Origin of the sequence: Coleofasciculus sp. F4-SAH-05, from assembly GCF_040222985.1 — a bacterium.
GTDB lineage: Bacteria > Cyanobacteriota > Cyanobacteriia > Cyanobacteriales > Coleofasciculaceae > Coleofasciculus > Coleofasciculus chthonoplastes.
On the sequence record NZ_JAVKBY010000257.1, the window covers coordinates 22,584 to 38,341 of the forward strand.

At 44.7% G+C, this 15,758-nt stretch carries 11 protein-coding genes and 1 pseudogene; 9 read left to right on the forward strand and 3 right to left on the reverse strand.

Annotated elements, in window-relative coordinates:
* The first annotated feature begins 111 nt into the window (after positions 1-111).
* Complete coding sequence (locus RIG27_RS31720; RefSeq protein ID WP_446351050.1) at positions 112-585, forward strand: hypothetical protein; 474 nt, start codon at positions 112-114, stop codon at positions 583-585.
* Between the two features lie 161 nt (positions 586-746).
* Here the strand turns inward: RIG27_RS31720 and tnpA are convergent.
* Positions 747-981: pseudogene (gene tnpA, locus RIG27_RS31725) on the reverse strand (IS200/IS605 family transposase); the annotation flags it as partial.
* 40 nt (positions 982-1,021) lie between these two features.
* On the opposite strand from tnpA, the gene RIG27_RS31730 reads away from it, so the two are divergent.
* The 7 genes from RIG27_RS31730 to RIG27_RS31760 all read left to right on the forward strand — a co-directional run bounded on the left by RIG27_RS31730 (position 1,022) and on the right by RIG27_RS31760 (position 8,235).
* Positions 1,022-2,365, forward strand: a complete 1,344-nt coding sequence (locus RIG27_RS31730) for an RNA-guided endonuclease InsQ/TnpB family protein (RefSeq protein ID WP_446351051.1) — start codon at positions 1,022-1,024, stop codon at positions 2,363-2,365.
* Positions 2,362-3,468: a cobalt-precorrin-5B (C(1))-methyltransferase CbiD gene (gene cbiD / locus RIG27_RS31735; protein WP_446351052.1), complete on the forward strand. Its 1,107-nt coding sequence runs from the start codon at positions 2,362-2,364 to the stop codon at positions 3,466-3,468. The genes RIG27_RS31730 and cbiD overlap by 4 nt, the downstream gene beginning before the upstream one ends.
* 194 nt (positions 3,469-3,662) lie before the next feature.
* Positions 3,663-5,210, forward strand: a complete 1,548-nt coding sequence (gene guaA / locus RIG27_RS31740; RefSeq protein ID WP_446351061.1) for a glutamine-hydrolyzing GMP synthase — start codon at positions 3,663-3,665, stop codon at positions 5,208-5,210.
* A 48-nt stretch (positions 5,211-5,258) separates the two neighbouring features.
* On the forward strand, positions 5,259-5,600 hold the full coding sequence (locus tag RIG27_RS31745; protein WP_446351053.1) for a hypothetical protein: 342 nt from the start codon (positions 5,259-5,261) through the stop codon (positions 5,598-5,600).
* Positions 5,601-6,074: 474 nt separating this feature from the next.
* Positions 6,075-7,355 carry an RNA-guided endonuclease InsQ/TnpB family protein gene (locus RIG27_RS31750; protein WP_446351054.1) on the forward strand — a complete coding sequence of 427 codons (1,281 nt, stop codon included), beginning with the start codon at positions 6,075-6,077 and terminating at the stop codon, positions 7,353-7,355.
* A 27-nt stretch (positions 7,356-7,382) separates the two neighbouring features.
* Positions 7,383-7,787, forward strand: a complete 405-nt coding sequence (locus RIG27_RS31755; RefSeq protein WP_446351055.1) for a ribosomal maturation YjgA family protein — start codon at positions 7,383-7,385, stop codon at positions 7,785-7,787.
* Between the two features lie 76 nt (positions 7,788-7,863).
* On the forward strand, positions 7,864-8,235 hold the full coding sequence (locus RIG27_RS31760; RefSeq protein ID WP_446351056.1) for a hypothetical protein: 372 nt from the start codon (positions 7,864-7,866) through the stop codon (positions 8,233-8,235).
* A 58-nt stretch (positions 8,236-8,293) separates the two neighbouring features.
* Here RIG27_RS31760 and RIG27_RS31765 read toward each other — a convergent pair whose 3' ends face one another.
* Both RIG27_RS31765 and RIG27_RS31770 read right to left on the reverse strand, forming a co-directional pair.
* Complete coding sequence (locus tag RIG27_RS31765) at positions 8,294-14,077, reverse strand: AAA family ATPase (RefSeq protein ID WP_446351057.1); 5,784 nt, start codon at positions 14,075-14,077, stop codon at positions 8,294-8,296.
* A 5-nt stretch (positions 14,078-14,082) separates the two neighbouring features.
* A complete protein-coding gene (locus RIG27_RS31770; RefSeq protein WP_446351058.1) occupies positions 14,083-15,510 on the reverse strand; it encodes an adenylate/guanylate cyclase domain-containing protein in 1,428 nt (475 codons plus the stop codon).
* A 70-nt stretch (positions 15,511-15,580) separates the two neighbouring features.
* Here RIG27_RS31770 and RIG27_RS31775 point away from each other — a divergent pair, with 70 nt between their 5' ends.
* Positions 15,581-15,724, forward strand: coding sequence for a hypothetical protein (locus RIG27_RS31775; RefSeq protein ID WP_446351059.1), 144 nt, complete (start codon positions 15,581-15,583; stop codon positions 15,722-15,724).
* Positions 15,725-15,758: the final 34 nt, after the last annotated feature.

The following is a 15,758-nucleotide window of genomic DNA, read 5'->3' on the forward strand; positions in this document are numbered from 1 at the left end:
GATGGATTTTGGCGTGGTAACGATTCCGACATCCAGTGAGACGCCTGAAGATTTTGATGGTGATCTCTACCCTTTCTCGATGTCTTTCATCCTTTATATTTCATACTTCAGATGACAGCGACGGTCAAAATTCAGCCTTCTGGCTTCTGCGTTCGATACCCCAAAACCTCCTGGCGAGTCACTTTCGTTGAGGAAGCGTCAGGGAAGTTCCGGTTTTCACTGATTGGATCTGACTTTAAGTTTGAACCCAGAGATCGCTATCGTTACCCAACTCATGATGATGCTAAACGCGCTGCTGTTTGCTTTCTGGAGTTGATGAAACGGTTAGCTCGTTCCCAGATGCGCTTAAGCGTGCTAGCTGAGATTGGTCTGTTGAAATTTCCCCAACAACAGCATCGGGGTTATAAAGTGTGGTTGGTAGTAGACCGCGCCCGTTATTCCTGGGAAGCCACTCGACGAGATGGTCTTTGTATTCGATCGCAACGCTGGTACAAGCGACCGGAAACCGCGTTATCTAAAGCACAGCAGCATATTGATTGCGAGTATGCCAAGTCTCAGATTCGGGATGTTATTGGCTGGGTTTAGGGCGTCGCTTTGTCCAAGTGCAGAATCTAATGATCTACCATGTCAACGTGTTCGCTATCCCTCTCCACCCTCAGCAGATCCTTCGCCGACTCAGGAGGGTGGGGAGGGATAGCGGATTGCCGGAGGAACGGAGGCAATCAACCCTTCGACTTGGCTCAGGGTTAATTTTGAGGTGCGTCTTGGGATTTGATGTAAGCCAAAATTGCTCTCAATGGGCGCACCACCAGTGGAAGCAACATAATAAGAACCTGACCAAAATGCCGACTTAGTATGAGTTTTTGACAGTTGAGCAGCAAAGTCTTTTCTGATGATTCGACTAGATGCAGACTTCATGCTACCAATCAGAGATGATAGGTGGTTGTCTGGGTGAAAATCTACCAATAGATGAACGTGATCTCTCAATATGCTATGTTAAGTGTAACAGGAGGGAACGGCGATGCCAACAAGACGTGTAACTTTTCGGCTATACCCCAATAAAAAGCAAGAGCAGACATTGCGGTATCACCGTAAGTTGCACAAGGATTTGTACAACGCTGCTGTTTGTAATCGGTTCACCCAGTACCAAAAGTTTAACCATTGGGTTGACTATTTCGAGCAACAAAACTCTTTACCTGCTTTTAAGGAAGTTTGGACAGAGTATAAGGAATGCAACTGCATGACTCTACCAGCCACTTTAAAGCGTGTTGATTACGCATTTAATCGGTGGTTAAAAGGGTTAGCCAAACGTCCTAAATACAAGTCAATTAAGCATTACTCTGGCTGGACTTATCCAAGTAAAACGGGATGGAATGCTCACACAACGGGTGATAACGGTTATCTGGAATTAGCCAAAATTGGTTCAATCCAAATGCGCGGCAAAGCCCGGATCTGGGGGATGACAACAACCTGCACCCTTGTCTACCGTAATGAAAAATGGTATGCAAGTATAACCGTTAATCTAACTGAATTAAAGGCGGCGACAAGACAAACAGATTTTGGTTCAGTTGGCATCGACTTTGGTTGCAAGTCGGCATTAGCGATAACTGATGGGGAAAACCATTCTTTTATGAGGCCCCCTAAATTTCTACGAAAAGCTGAGGCAAAAATCAAGCATCTTTCCAAGGGAAAGCGTCGTAAGACAGCGCCCAATAGAAAGAAGAAACAGAAAGGCTCTAGTCGGTGGAAAAAAGCCCAAGCGAAAATTAGCAAATTTTCCCGTAAGGTAGCTAATCAGCGTCAAAACTGGGTACACCAAGTAGCAACAGATATTGTTCGCTGTAATAGCTTCGTTGCTAGGTCAAAACTAGAAGTCTCTAAAATGACCCGCTCTTCTAAAAAAGGTAAACGAAAAAAGCAAAAGGCTGGACTAAACAAATCCATTTTAGACGTGGGAATGGGAATGCTGAGGTCAGCGATTGAATACAAGGTAAAAGACGCGGGCGGAGTCTTTGTTGAGGTTCCTACTCGAAAAGTCAAACCATCCCAGACTTGTCCTAACTGTGGAAATCAACAAAAAAAGACCTTAGATGAAAGAGTTCACCATTGTCATAAATGTGGACTCACAATGGATCGCGATTTAGCCGCTGCTTTGGTAATGCTTTTGTGGGCGTTAGGAATTCTACCGGGGTTTGGAACGAGCCTCGTAGACGCTGATGTCTCTAGCTCTACTTCAGAAACTTGTAAGCGCAAGCGAACGGGAAGCATGAAGCAACTAGGACAAATGAAGCGTCAGAAACACAGTCCTACTGGTCTGGTTGTAGAAACCCAGACCTACTTCGTTGAGGTCTGGGTAGTTCATTGAGATCTGGATATACTCTACCCGTCTTTGCTTGTGCTTCCGCTATTGCGGCTTTGCAGTGGTTGCGCCAAGCTAAACCCCTAGATGCCGTATCTGTAGATTTAATTGAACCTCCAGAAACGGCAGAAATTCCGATTGAGCAAGTCGCCGGAATTCACCCAGGAATGGCATTGGCAATTACCCGCAGTGATCCGGGGGATAACATTGATATAACCCGAAATACTCCGATTTGGGCAGTTGTGGAATGGGGACAATCTGAGCAAACCGAACAGGTACAGATAGTCGGCGGTGAAGGAATTGGACGACAATTAAATGCCGCAGGAAAAGCGGCAATTTATGGCTATGCTGAGACGTTATTACAAAGGAATCTAAGTCGCTTACTTGCACCCGATGAAAAAATTCAGGTGACAATTATTTTACCCGAAGGTCGTATTCTAGCAGAACGGACATCGAATGCTGCGTTTGGTGTGCTAGAAGGATTATCATTGTTGGGAACGACAGGTATTTCTCAACCGTTAAGCGCTCCTGAGCAACTGCAAGCTTATCGCGAACAACTGCAAATTAAAGCCCTCTGTTTTGATTGTTTAGTCTTCTGTGTGGGAGAAAATGGGTTAAGTTTGGCGCGACAGATGGGCATTAATCCCGAACAATTAGTCAAAACTGCTAATTGGCTCGGTCCCCTATTAGTGGCGGCGGGATTGCAGGAAATCCCTGGACTTTTATTATTCGGGTATCATGGTAAGCTAATCAAGTTAGCCGGTGGAATTTTTCACACCCATCATCACTTAGCCGATGGACGCTTGGAAGTTCTCACCGCTCATGGCGCTCAAGTGGGATTACCCACGCCGATTTTACAGGCAGTTTTTACCAGTCCCACCACCGAAGCCGCGTTGACCTATTTGCGGCAATTGGATGCTAAGGAGGGGAGTGATTGGGTGAATCAGATTTATCGGGCGATCGCGTCTACGATAGATAAACGTAGCCAAGACTATATTTATAAGCATAGCCAGCAAGAAGTACGAGTCGGTTCCCTGTTATTTGATCGCAACCGCCAAGTCATCGTCACTAGCCCATGGGGAGCAACATTACTTTCGCAATTATGTTAAGTTTGTAAGAATATGTATTCTGTTAAACCAATAGATTCTCTTGCTATCAGTAGCAGACTTGCTCAGCGAGATATATCCTTATATTACTCAAATTGCGCTTACAGGACAAAGCAGTGACTAGACCAACAGGAAACGCATCTCAACCAGTAGAGACATTACCCACAACCACTCTACAAAACCAGTTACATCGCCAGATGATTGTGATTCTGGATTTTGGCTCTCAATATTCAGAACTCATCGCTCGTCGTATCCGCGAAACCCAGGTGTATTCAGAAGTCATCTCCTATCGCACCAGCGCCGAAAAACTCCGACAACTGAGTCCCAAAGGAATTATTCTATCGGGAGGTCCGAATTCCGTCTACGATGACGCTGCACCTCAGTGTGATCCCGAAATTTTGCTTATGGGTATTCCTATATTGGGGGTTTGCTATGGGATGCAGTTAATGGTACAGCAACTCGGTGGGAAAGTAACTCGCTCTAAACGGGGAGAATATGGCAAAGCCTCGCTGCATATCGATGATCCCACGGACTTGTTGACGAACGTGGAAGAACGTTCAACGATGTGGATGAGCCATGCAGATTCCTGTCAGGAATTGCCAGACGGCTTTGAAGTCCTAGCCCATACCGAGAATACTCCTTGTGCCGCGATCGCGGATCACCAGAAGCAGCTCTATGGGGTGCAGTTTCACCCGGAAGTTGTGCATTCGGTTGGCGGTATCGCGTTAATTCGCAATTTCGTTTATCACATCTGCGACTGCGAACCCACTTGGACAACGGAAGCCTTTGTCGAGGAAGCAATTCGCGAAATTCGCGCCAAGGTGGGAGATAAACGGGTACTGCTAGCTCTGTCTGGAGGTGTGGATTCCTCAACCCTAGCCTTCTTATTGCACAAGGCGATTGGCGACCAATTGACCTGTATGTTTATTGACCAAGGCTTCATGCGAAAACTGGAGCCAGAACGGTTGGTTAAGCTATTTCAGGGCGAATTTCATATTCCTGTAGAATATGTTAACGCCCGCGATCGCTTCCTGGCTCGGCTGGAAGGGGTGACTGATCCTGAAGAAAAGCGTCGTCGTATTGGTCACGAGTTTATTCGTGTCTTTGAAGAACAATCCAAAATTCTGGGTCCTTTTGACTATTTGGCTCAGGGTACGCTTTACCCCGATGTGATTGAGTCAGCGGATACTAATGTTGATCCCAAAACCGGGGAACGGGTGGCGGTGAAAATTAAGAGTCATCATAACGTCGGGGGTTTACCCAAAGACTTGCGCTTTAAGCTAGTGGAACCCTTACGGAAACTATTCAAAGATGAAGTTCGCAAAGTGGGACGTTCCATTGGTTTACCCGAAGAAATTGTGCGGCGTCATCCCTTCCCCGGACCCGGATTAGCGATTCGGATTATTGGCGAAGTCACCGCAGAACGGCTGAATATTCTGCGCGATGCGGATTTGATTGTTCGCCAGGAAATTAATCGACATGGACTTTATCATGAGCTGTGGCAAGCGTTTGCTGTTTTACTCCCGATTCGCAGTGTTGGGGTAATGGGGGATCAGCGCACGTATGCGTATCCGGTTGTGCTGCGTTTGGTGAGTAGTGAGGACGGAATGACGGCGGATTGGTCACGAGTTCCTTACGATTTACTCGAAATCATTTCTAATCGGATTGTGAATGAAGTTAAAGGTGTTAATCGCGTGGCTTACGATATTACCTCTAAGCCACCGGGAACGATTGAGTGGGAATAGTGATTTAGGGGGAGATGGGGGAGCTGGGGAAGCTTGTAGAGACGTAGCATGCTACGTCTGGAAGCTGGGGAAGCTGGGGGACAAAATTTCTATAGCCTATTCCCTGTTCCCTGTTCCCTATTCCCTATTCCCTATTCCCTGTTCCCTCTCCTCACCAAAACCTTTGTTGTCCAATTAGTAAAAGCGGCTGAAGTCAGAGGCGGTAAATTGTCCGTGACTCAGGGGGTTGTCGATACGGGACGAGGGTTTGCGGAAGTAGAAGCGACGTTGAACGATTTGGTCAAGTCCGGGTATGTGAATATTGACAATGACCCCGATACAGGCGTTGTCGTTTATGCGTTTCCAGAATTAGAGTTGAGTGCTAATCCTGAGTTAAAGCGATGGGTGTAGAGAGGTTGACCACCCGAATCGCGAGGGGCTATGGCTTCAACCGGAACGAAGTGGAGGTAAGCCGTAGGGGGAGAGCGGGAAATACGAGGGTTAGATGCCCGAAGTATTTCCAATCTGAAGGGGTGACAAACTAAGTCAAAGGTAGGCAGGGTATGGGGTATGGGGTGTGGGGTAAATCGGTAAGGAACACAAAAGCCCATAAGAGGAGATAGGGTAAGGAGCAAGCGCTCTTTCTGGCGAGGCAACGACGTCAACTGGAAGGACTTCAGGGTCAAAATGAATAAGCAATAGAGTTTTTGGTGACTCCCTGAGTAAAGTTCAACACCGAGCGGAGTCGAGGTGTTGACGCCCTCGCGGAGTCGAAGTGAGCGGAGTCGAAGCGTCAATTTTTCCCTACACCCTACACCCTACACCCAGTAGTACCTTCAAGTTCCTTGTCACCCCCTCAGATTTCCAATATTCCCGCCCAGTGGCATGATAGTAATCATGAAACAAGTTCTCACGATAGTCGTAAAGCTTCAACCCTCTCCTGAACAGGTGTCCAAACTAGAGGCGACCCTTCAGGCGTTTGCGGATGCTTGCAACTACGTGAACGAACATACCAATCCAAAGCTGACCAATAAGATTGCTATCCAATCGCTGACTTATCAAACCATTAAAAGTCAATTTAACCTGGTAGCGAATATGGCGATCAGGGTTTGCGCCAGGGTAGCAGCTAACCGGAAAACAGCTAAGCAAAAAGGCAAACCTGTCAAGGGTTTTGTGCCAAGCAGCATGGATTGTGACAAGGACTTGTTTCGACTTCGTGAACACGACTGGACGGTAAGTATCGCTACTGTTCAAGGTAGAGAGCGGGTTGAGTTAAAGCCAGGTAACTACCAGAAAGGAAAACTCAAAGGAAGAAAACCAACCTCAGCTCAACTCTGCAAGCACCGCGATAGTCAGTTCTATCTGCATATTCAGATTAAGGACACCCCTCCCTCCCCCCAGGATGCTGATCAAATGATTGGAATTGACTTGGGGCGTCGTGACATTGCCGTCACATCAGAGGATAAAAAGTGGGACGGCAAACATATCCAGTCGGTGCGAGATAAATTTGCTCAAACCCGAGCATCTCTCCAGAAAAAAGCCTCGAAAGGTACGAGAACAACTCGACGTAGGTGTCGAGAAGTTTTGAAACGGCTGTCGGGGAGGGAGAGACGCTACCAACAATGGCTCAACCATAATATTTCTAAGTCAGTGGTCAAACGGGCAGTTGACGCTTCGACTCCGCTCAGCGTCAACACCGAGCGGAGTCGAGGTGTTGAGTTAAGTGCCTCAATTGCTATAGAAGACTTGACAGGCATCAGGGAAAGAACTAACGAGCAACCCAGAAGCAAAACTGAACGACGACGTTCAAACTCGTGGGCGTTCTATCAACTGCGAACGTTTATCGAGTATAAAGCCCTTGGTGCTGGTGTTCAAGTTATCCCAATTCCCCCTGCCTATACTTCCCAAATGTGTCACAAGTGTCTGCACATTCACCCAGTAAAGGGAAAGTCTTACCGTAGTGGCAAGACTTTTAAGTGTGGGCATTGTGGTTGGCATGGGGATGCCGACTTCAACGGAGCCAATAATATTGCACTTGTGGGGCTGTCTATAAACCAGCCTAGAGGCACGAAGTTGTCGTGCAAGTTAAATCGAACTATTGAATATGTTCAGCTTAGCTTGTTTGATGACTTCAGGGCTACTGAAAACCCAGACCGAGAGCGATAGCAGGTCTGGGTAGTTTATTATCCTATTTTGAAATATCGCATTATTCTGCTCATCAGCATTATCCTGATTGCGCCCTTGGGGTATGGAGTCCGCTTTTACCTACCTGCACCGGAATGGCTGAATGACCGCCTAGGTAGCTTTGCCTATGAGATTTTCTGGATTCTCTTGGTTGGACTTTTCTTTCCCAAAGCGTCACCCCTGTGGACGGCGGTAGGCGTCTTTCTGGTTACGTGTCTCCTGGAGGTTCTGCAACTATGGCAACCTCCATTTTTGCAGGCAATCCGAGCCACGTTACTGGGTCGGGTTATCTTGGGGAATACCTTTACGTGGTCAGATTTCCCCGCTTATTTTATCGGGAGTTTTCTGGGTTGGGTCTGGATGCGATCGGCTTGGCTCTACTCACGTCAGTCACATCGCCACAGTAAATCATAACTCATTACGTCACCGCTTAAAGGCTGGAGACAGTGTACAATCTGGCTGTATCGGACTTATACGCTGGGAGTGCTTTGTGTATTATTTTCATGAACCGCCTTATTTATTGTTAGTGATGGGTTTATTGGCTGGGATTACCTGCGGTGCGGCGTTTGAAGCCACCCTAAAACAAAAGGTACAGGAATGGTCAAAAAACCGTTCCTCTCGCAGTCTGGCTCAAATGCAAGGATTGCCATTATTCATCCCATTCCTAGGAATTTCCGTCGGAATTTGCGTATTTTTGGCGGCTGGGTTAGAAATTTTTAGCTTTCCCACATTCCTGGCTTACACCATTTCCCTACCCCTAACTCTATTCATTGGTTGGTTAGTGTGGTATCAGTTGGGTAAACTTTTAGGACAGCTAGAACGAGGCGGCTCAAAAGCCATAGACCTCGACGCCTGGGAATAGAATGTAGAGACGCGCCATGGCGCGTCTTGATTGTTGAAACCCAACCCCCCATTCCGCCTCACCCATTCCCCCGGATACGTTTAAGATACAGTTGAGCCACTCTATCCCTAGGACTCAACCGTAAAACCTTTTCAAACTGATGTGCGGCTTGCTCAAAAACCCGGAGATGATAAAACGATAACGCCTCAGTAAACAGTTGCAATGTCGCCAACTTCCCAGCTTTTATCTCCGGAGAATCCGCATCAAAGACTTCATAAACTGTGACTAATTCCGCTTTTCCCTTAACCTGTACTTGACCAATTAAACGAATCGCATAGTCAGTCGGTTGCTGTAACCCTAAGAACGTATGATGGGAAATTAACAACGACACACCATACTCTTTCGTCAATCCTTCCACACGAGACGCCAAATTCACCGCATCACTGATTACCGTCGTATCCATGCGATTGCATCCGCCAACTGTCCCCAACATCAAAGAACCCGTATTAATCCCTATACCAATTCTCAGGGGACTATCACCCTGATTCCGGCGCTTTTTATTATACTCTCTCAGTCGATGCAACATGGCAATTCCGGCGTTCACCGCATCATTAACCTCACCGCCAAAGAGTGCCATAATCCCATCGCCAATATACTTATCGATAAACCCTTGATTATCCACAATCGTCGGTTCCATACATTGTAAATAAGAATTAATCAATTTGAAATTATCATCCGGTGTCATTGTTTCCGAGAGTTGGGTAAAATCCCGAATATCAGAAAATAACACCGACATTTCCTTCTGCACCTGATCCCCAACTTGTACCTCCACAATACTGTCCTTATCCAAAAACTGGAGAAATTGACGCGGCACAAACCGGGAAAATGCCAGATTCAGTTGAGAGAGTTTTTGGGTAAATTGTTCGTGTTCAGCCTCAGCGTGGCGACGTTCGGTAATATCTTGAAAGGCGACAATCGCATAGATAACATTCCCCTGTTCATCAAAAATAGGTGTTCCCCAGGCTTCGATGGGAATAATTCTATCGCCGTGATGGATTTCAATATCATCCGCCGTCGCATATTCACCACGTAAGGCTTTTACCATGGGTAATTTATCATTAGGATAAAGCTGCTTGGTTCCAGCGACATAGTTTTGATAAATTTCAGCAATTTTATCATAGTTTATATCGGGTATAATTCCTTTGCCGAGTAACTCCTGCGCCCGTTGATTCAAGTAGTGACTTTTGCCCCGCTTATCGATAACCGCGACTCCCACAGAGACGGCTTCTAAAAGTTGACTTAATCGACTTTCATTGCTGCGAATTTCGGCGTAAAGTTTAGCATTTTCAATTGATATTGTGGCTTGAGAGGATAAGAGTTTCAGCAGTTCTAGTCGGTCTGAGGTAAAAGCACCCGTCGTTAAAGTATTTTCTAAATAAATCAATCCGGATAGTTTGCCTTGATTCAGCAATGGACTACACAAAATCGACTTAGACTGATTTTGGATCACATAGACATCCTGAGTAAATTTATCCTGATTCATAGCATCATGTAAAACCACTGTTTCGTGGGTACGTGCCACATAATTAATAATACTTGTTGCCACAGCAGTACTACTTTCTACTGGAATCGACTGTAACACCTTAACCGTCTCCTGATTCACCGCCGCCTCCGCTTCAATCAGCAGTTCTCCTTGAGTAGACAGAATCAAATAGCCTTGAGTTGCACCTGCATTTTCAATCAGAATTTGCATGAACTTTGCCAGCAATTGATCTAAAAGTATTTCTCCTGACAACGCTTGAGAGGCTTTCAGAACACTGGTCAAATCTAAGCGAGACGAATCACTCCCATTAGAGGTTTGAATAAAGGGATTGACGCCGGAGGTTTTCCTGTCGGCTGAACGGAAATTTGTCCGCCGTTCAATTAACTGAGAATGGCGTTCCTCTAAGTCCCTAACTTTAGCATTGGCTCCCCAGCGACTATAGCAATAATGCGCTTTAGTCATATACGTTTGAGCAATTTCTACTCGATTGAGACTGAGATAAAATTCGGCGGCGCGTTCATAGGCTAAGGCTTCTTCTTGGATATATCCATATTCTCTTGCGCCCTGAATCGCGTGGTCGTAATCGTCCATTGCCTTGAGAAAGTCTCCTAAAATTCGCGCTTTCTCTGCTGCCACTAAATCATACTTATGCTGATAGTTCATCGGGGCATAATTCGCCCAATGTTGCATTTTTTCTTGATTAGCAATGACTTTATTTAAATACTGTTCTTGTTCAGAGGGTTCTACAGTGGGATACTGCGCCAAGAGGATGAGTGAATTGTAGAACAGATGAATCGCATAAACGATTAATCCCTGTGCTGATCCGGCAAATGCCTCAGTCTGATGGGTTACGGAAATCGCTAAATTCAACTCTTTAAATAAATAACTGAGGATTTCTTTGGCTAAATAGACAAAAAAGAGTAAGGTATGATTATTGGTTTGGTGTAAGTAGGGCAGAGTTTTCTGTTCATCAAAGCTATCCCCTTGCAATTGCACTACTGACTCGACTTCTTCAATTAAGTTCAAGCAGACTTGTCGCCAGAGTTGGGTTAAATAAAGGGAAAATGTATGGTTTATTTTAGAGAGGGATTTAATATAGTGTTTATGCTTTTTCTCGACAACATCCAGGGGAGTACCAATAAAAAACGAATAGGTACAATCATTGGTCATGCAATACCCCGCATATTCTAAATCCCCAGTTTCCAATCCAGATTGAATTGCCGATCGCAAGGGAATTAAGGTATCCTTAGCATGGGCTTTCCAGTGGTGGATATAGACATTAAACAGGTGCAGCACTTTACACTTAAGCGCCTTTGCTTCTAATTGATCTAAAAGTCTCAGCGCTAATTCCCCGGCGTAATAGCCTTCCTCTATTTTTCCCAACATTCCACAGAGAAGCAATCCATATACTGAATAGGCGTAAGTAGACTCTGGCAAAAGCCCATAGGTTTGACAAAGATTGACCATAGTTAAGATTACCTGGAACAAGAGTTCCGGCTTGGCTAAATAGGTAGCCGATGCCACGGTAACCAGTAGTCTCATTGCTGCTTTTTTCTGCGGATCAGTCATTTGGGGAAAGTCGTCTAAATCGGTGAGCGAGGGTAACTCAACTTGTCTATTTCCTCCGTTAGACTCGACTAAAAAAACATCCAGCATTTCCAGGGTTTCTAAACCAATATCAATCGCCTGAAGTAGCTGATTTTGGGCGATACTAATCTGCATCATCAGTTCATAGACTTTGACGCGATCGCGCAATACATTGGCTTTGTCTAAAATAACCGTTCCTAACTGTTTTGCGGCGGCAAACTCTCCTTGTGAATAAGCAGTTTCTGCGGCTTTATAATAGAGTTTTACTGTTAAGCCATACTGAAGCTGCCAGCTATCCGTGGCTAACAAATTCAATCCTGTATTTAAATAATTAGCCGCCGATTCATAGGCAGTGGCAGCTTTGGCTTTTTGTCCAGCTAAGAGATTCAATTGAGCCATTTCATCTCTCTCAGACTGATGCGTGATTAACGAGATACCAATATTTAACTGATTGACAATATCAAATAGTTTCTCGTCCTGCTTTTCTGGTGGAGTTGTTTTCAGCATAAACTGACCAATTCGCAGGTGAATGCCAGGTTGCTCCGTTTCAGGAATTAAAGAATAGGCAGCTTGTTGAATTCGGTCATGAATAAATCGATATGAAGGATTAACCGTGACACTGATTGGTGATGTAAGAGAAGGGGAATTGTCATTCTGATCATTGTCAGTGAAATAACTAGATGTGGTAAGTACAGCAGATTGAATAAATTTGTAATCTTCACCCAGAGGAATAATTAGTCCTGCTTGAATCGCCTCCCATAAGTCAATGGCAGTTTCTAATGGTGATTTATCATAAATAGCGGCTAACGTGGTTAAATCAAAGACATTACCAATTCCAGCCGCAAGCTGTAAAGCCGACTGAGTATTTTCTGATAACGTTTGCAGTTTTTGGGCGATAAATTCAACAACGTTATCGGATACCGTTTGCGCGGCAATCTCTTGAATATCCCACTGCCATGAACCTGAATCAAAATCAAATTGAAGTAACCCTTGGTTATAAATAGAGGTTAAGAACTGGTTAGCAAAAAAAGGATTTCCTTGGGTTTTGTTCCAAACCAATTCTGCTAGGGATTTTACCTCCTCTAAAGAACAATCCAGCGCATCGGCAATTAGCTGATTCAGGTGGATTAACTCTAAGGGGTTGAGATTAATTTGATTAACTGCCACACCCAGATTAGGACTCTTCTCCAGCAACCTATTTAAAGGATGAACTGGGTTAATTTCGTTATCCCGATAGGCAGCAATAATTAAAAGATAACGACTATCGACATCAGTCAGTAATCGTTCCAGCAAATCCAGAGACGCCGAATCTGCCCATTGCAAATCATCCAGAAAAATAACCAGAGGATGTTCTGCTTGAGCAAACACCTGAATAAACTGAACCAACAATCGATTAAAGCGATTTTGCGCTTCTGTCGCCGGAAGTTCGGGTACAGGAGGCTGTTGACCGATAATCAGTTCAAGTTTAGGAATAACGTCAATAATAACTTGACCATTAACACCAAACGCCTCTAACAGTTGAGAACGCCAATCAGCAATTTTTGCTTCACTTTCGGTTAAAATTTGTCCGATTAAGTCAGAGAAGGCTTGCACTAAAGACGCGAAGGGGCGATTCTGTTTAAATTGGTCAAATTTACCGACGATAAAATAGCCCCGTTCTTGCACAATTGGTTGATGAAGTTCCTGGACTAATGCCGATTTTCCAATCCCAGCGGAACCCGATACAAGCATTAATTCTTTGCTGCCATTAGCCACACGGTTAAAGGCGGCGAGTAAGGTGGCTAATTCAGCATCTCTACCATAATTTCTTTGAGGAACTTGGAATTTTTCACTGACATCATTTTCGCCAACGGGAAAGGGTTCGATAAAGCCATTTGCCTCTAATTGCATCAGACAAATCACTAAATCCGCTTGAAGTCCCAAGGCACTTTTATAGCGTTCGTCTGCTGTTTTCGCGAGTAGTTTAAGCACAATGTCTGAAACCGCCTGGGGTATCTCCCCCACTCCCTTACCTTCCTGCATCTGTTTACTCCCGTCTAAAAGATGGGGAGGTGTGGGATATTTTGCCAGATGGCAATGCACTAACTCCATCGCATCTTGAGCCTCAAAGGGGAGGTTTCCGGTCAACAATTCATAAAAGGTGACACCCAGCGAGTAAAAATCTGTGCGATAATCCACATATCGGTTCATTCTGCCCGTTTGTTCCGGGGAGATATAGGCTAAAGTCCCTTCGATAACATTGGGGTTTTGTAGAGTCGGATTTTCCCGACTCAAAACACTGGCAATGCCAAAATCAATCAGTTTAATTTGTCCGGTTTGGGGATTGTAAACAATATTACTGGGGTTAATATCTTTATGGATAATAGTAGCGGCGTGGATTTGATTTAAACTATCGGTTATTTTAATCGCGATATCTAGAAACTCAGCCAGAGTCAGTGGATGGTGATTAAGCAATAGCTGTAAAGAATCGCCGCCGAAATCCTCGAATATAATGACTACGTTGTTTTGATACTGTTCTAAGCGATAGGCTTTGACGACGCCTGCCAAATTGAGACAGCGAGTGAGTTGATATTCCTGCTTATATTTGCGAATCTCTTCCGGTGTAGGATAATTAGTCTTCAGGCGTTTAAGGATAACCGCTTGCTGATCCGCTTGGCGAATTCCTCGATAGACAATCGATTGAGTGCTTTCATAAATTTGGCATAAAATCTGATAACCGGGAATGTTAAACATAGATTTTAGGGAGGGGGGTAGGTTCCGGAAAAACAGCGTAACTGATAAATTCGAGCCACGCTATCTTCAGGGTTTTGGCGCAAACACTGTTCAAACAGACTAGCGGCTACGTCAAGCTTACCCAGATTGTAAAATAACAGGGCTTGTTCAAAGGTTGTTTTTGTGACTAACTTAGCCTGTTGCATTTCCGATTCATCTGCATCAAAGACTTCATAAACACTCACCGCCTCAGATTTTCCCTTAACCTTAACTTTATCAATCACACGAAAACTATAGTCATTGGCATTATTGAGCTGGCAAAACGTGTGGTGAGAAATCAACAACGGTACACTATAAGCTTTAGTTAATCCTTCCATCCGATACGCTAAATTAACAGCATCACTAATCACCGTACTATCCATGCGCGATGCACCGCCTACTGTACCCAACATCAACAAGCCAGTATTAATCCCAATGCCAATGTGAATCGGCACATAGCCAGTTTTGGTACGATGACTATTATACTCAGCCAGCCGATGCAACATGGTAATTCCCGCCTTAAGTGCATCATCTGCATTACCACTAAAGAGTGCCATAATCGCATCACCAATATATTTATCAATAAACCCTTGGTTATCAATAATGGCTGATTCCATGCGACTAAAATAGGAATTGATAAATTTAAAATTATCGTCCGGATTCATTTTTTCGGAAATGGTGGTAAAATTACGAATGTCAGAAAATAAAACGGACATATATTTTTGTACATGATCACCCAGTTGCACATCGACAATACTATCTTTCTCCAACAATTGAAGGAATTGGCGGGGGACAAAGCGGGATAAGGCTTGATTGAGGGCAAACAGATCCGTGGTAAACTGAATGCGTTCGGCTTCGGCTTTTTTGCGATCGGTGATGTCTTGAAACGCCGCGATCGCAAAAATAATAGTCCCGTCTTGATCAAATATCGGTGTTCCCCAAAGTTCTAGGGGAATCACCTGATCCCCGTGGCGGATTTCTAGGTCATCAGCCGTGGAAGTTTCACCCTGAAGCGCTCGCACAATCGGTAACTGATCAAAGGGATAAAGTTGGTTGGTTCCGCTGCGATAAATGTGATAAAGTTTAGCTAATTTTTCCGCATTGACTCCCAGAGGGATGCGATGTCGGGTTAACTGTTTTCCCTTACGATTAATATAGTACAGACATCCTTGATGATCCAATACCGCTACACCCACGGGCATGGCTTCCAGAAATTGCAACAGTCGTTTTTCACTATCGAGTACGGCTTGAATTGCCTGATTATGCAACTGGGCGGTAACGGTATCCGAATGTTCCGTTGTCGTCTCCAGCAGAATTTCTAAATCCGCATTTTCCTGCTTCAAGGCGGCGATTTCCTGGCGCAGACTGGCATTTTCCAAAATGAGCTGCTCTAGGGAGGGGTGGTTAGGTTGCATAGGTGCGATCGGCTTTTTCTGGACGAGCTATAGTTTTCATATCAATCTGTTCAGCCTTATTTCGGAAAAAATGTCATTTGTCATTTGTCATTTGTCATTTGTCATTTGTCATTTGTCATTTGTCATTTGTCATTTGTCATTTGTCATTTGTCATTTGTCATTTGTCATTTGTCATTTGTCATTCGTCATTCGTCATTCGTCAGGGAATCGGTAAGGTAGAACTTTGAGTTAACTCCCTCTGCTCCCCC

Bases quoted from the DNA above. Each gene is read 5' to 3' on its own strand.
- RIG27_RS31720 (WP_446351050.1), top strand. From the start codon at position 112: ATGACAGCGACGGTCAAAATTCAGCCTTCTGGCTTCTGCGTTCGATAC.
- RIG27_RS31730 (WP_446351051.1), top strand. From the start codon at position 1,022: ATGCCAACAAGACGTGTAACTTTTCGGCTATACCCCAATAAAAAGCAA.
- guaA (WP_446351061.1), top strand. From the start codon at position 3,663: ATGATTGTGATTCTGGATTTTGGCTCTCAATATTCAGAACTCATCGCT.
- RIG27_RS31745 (WP_446351053.1), top strand. From the start codon at position 5,259: ATGCTACGTCTGGAAGCTGGGGAAGCTGGGGGACAAAATTTCTATAGC.
- RIG27_RS31750 (WP_446351054.1), top strand. From the start codon at position 6,075: ATGATAGTAATCATGAAACAAGTTCTCACGATAGTCGTAAAGCTTCAA.
- RIG27_RS31765 (WP_446351057.1), bottom strand. From the start codon at position 14,077: ATGTTTAACATTCCCGGTTATCAGATTTTATGCCAAATTTATGAAAGC.
- RIG27_RS31770 (WP_446351058.1), bottom strand. From the start codon at position 15,510: ATGCAACCTAACCACCCCTCCCTAGAGCAGCTCATTTTGGAAAATGCC.
- RIG27_RS31775 (WP_446351059.1), top strand. From the start codon at position 15,581: ATGTCATTTGTCATTTGTCATTTGTCATTTGTCATTTGTCATTTGTCA.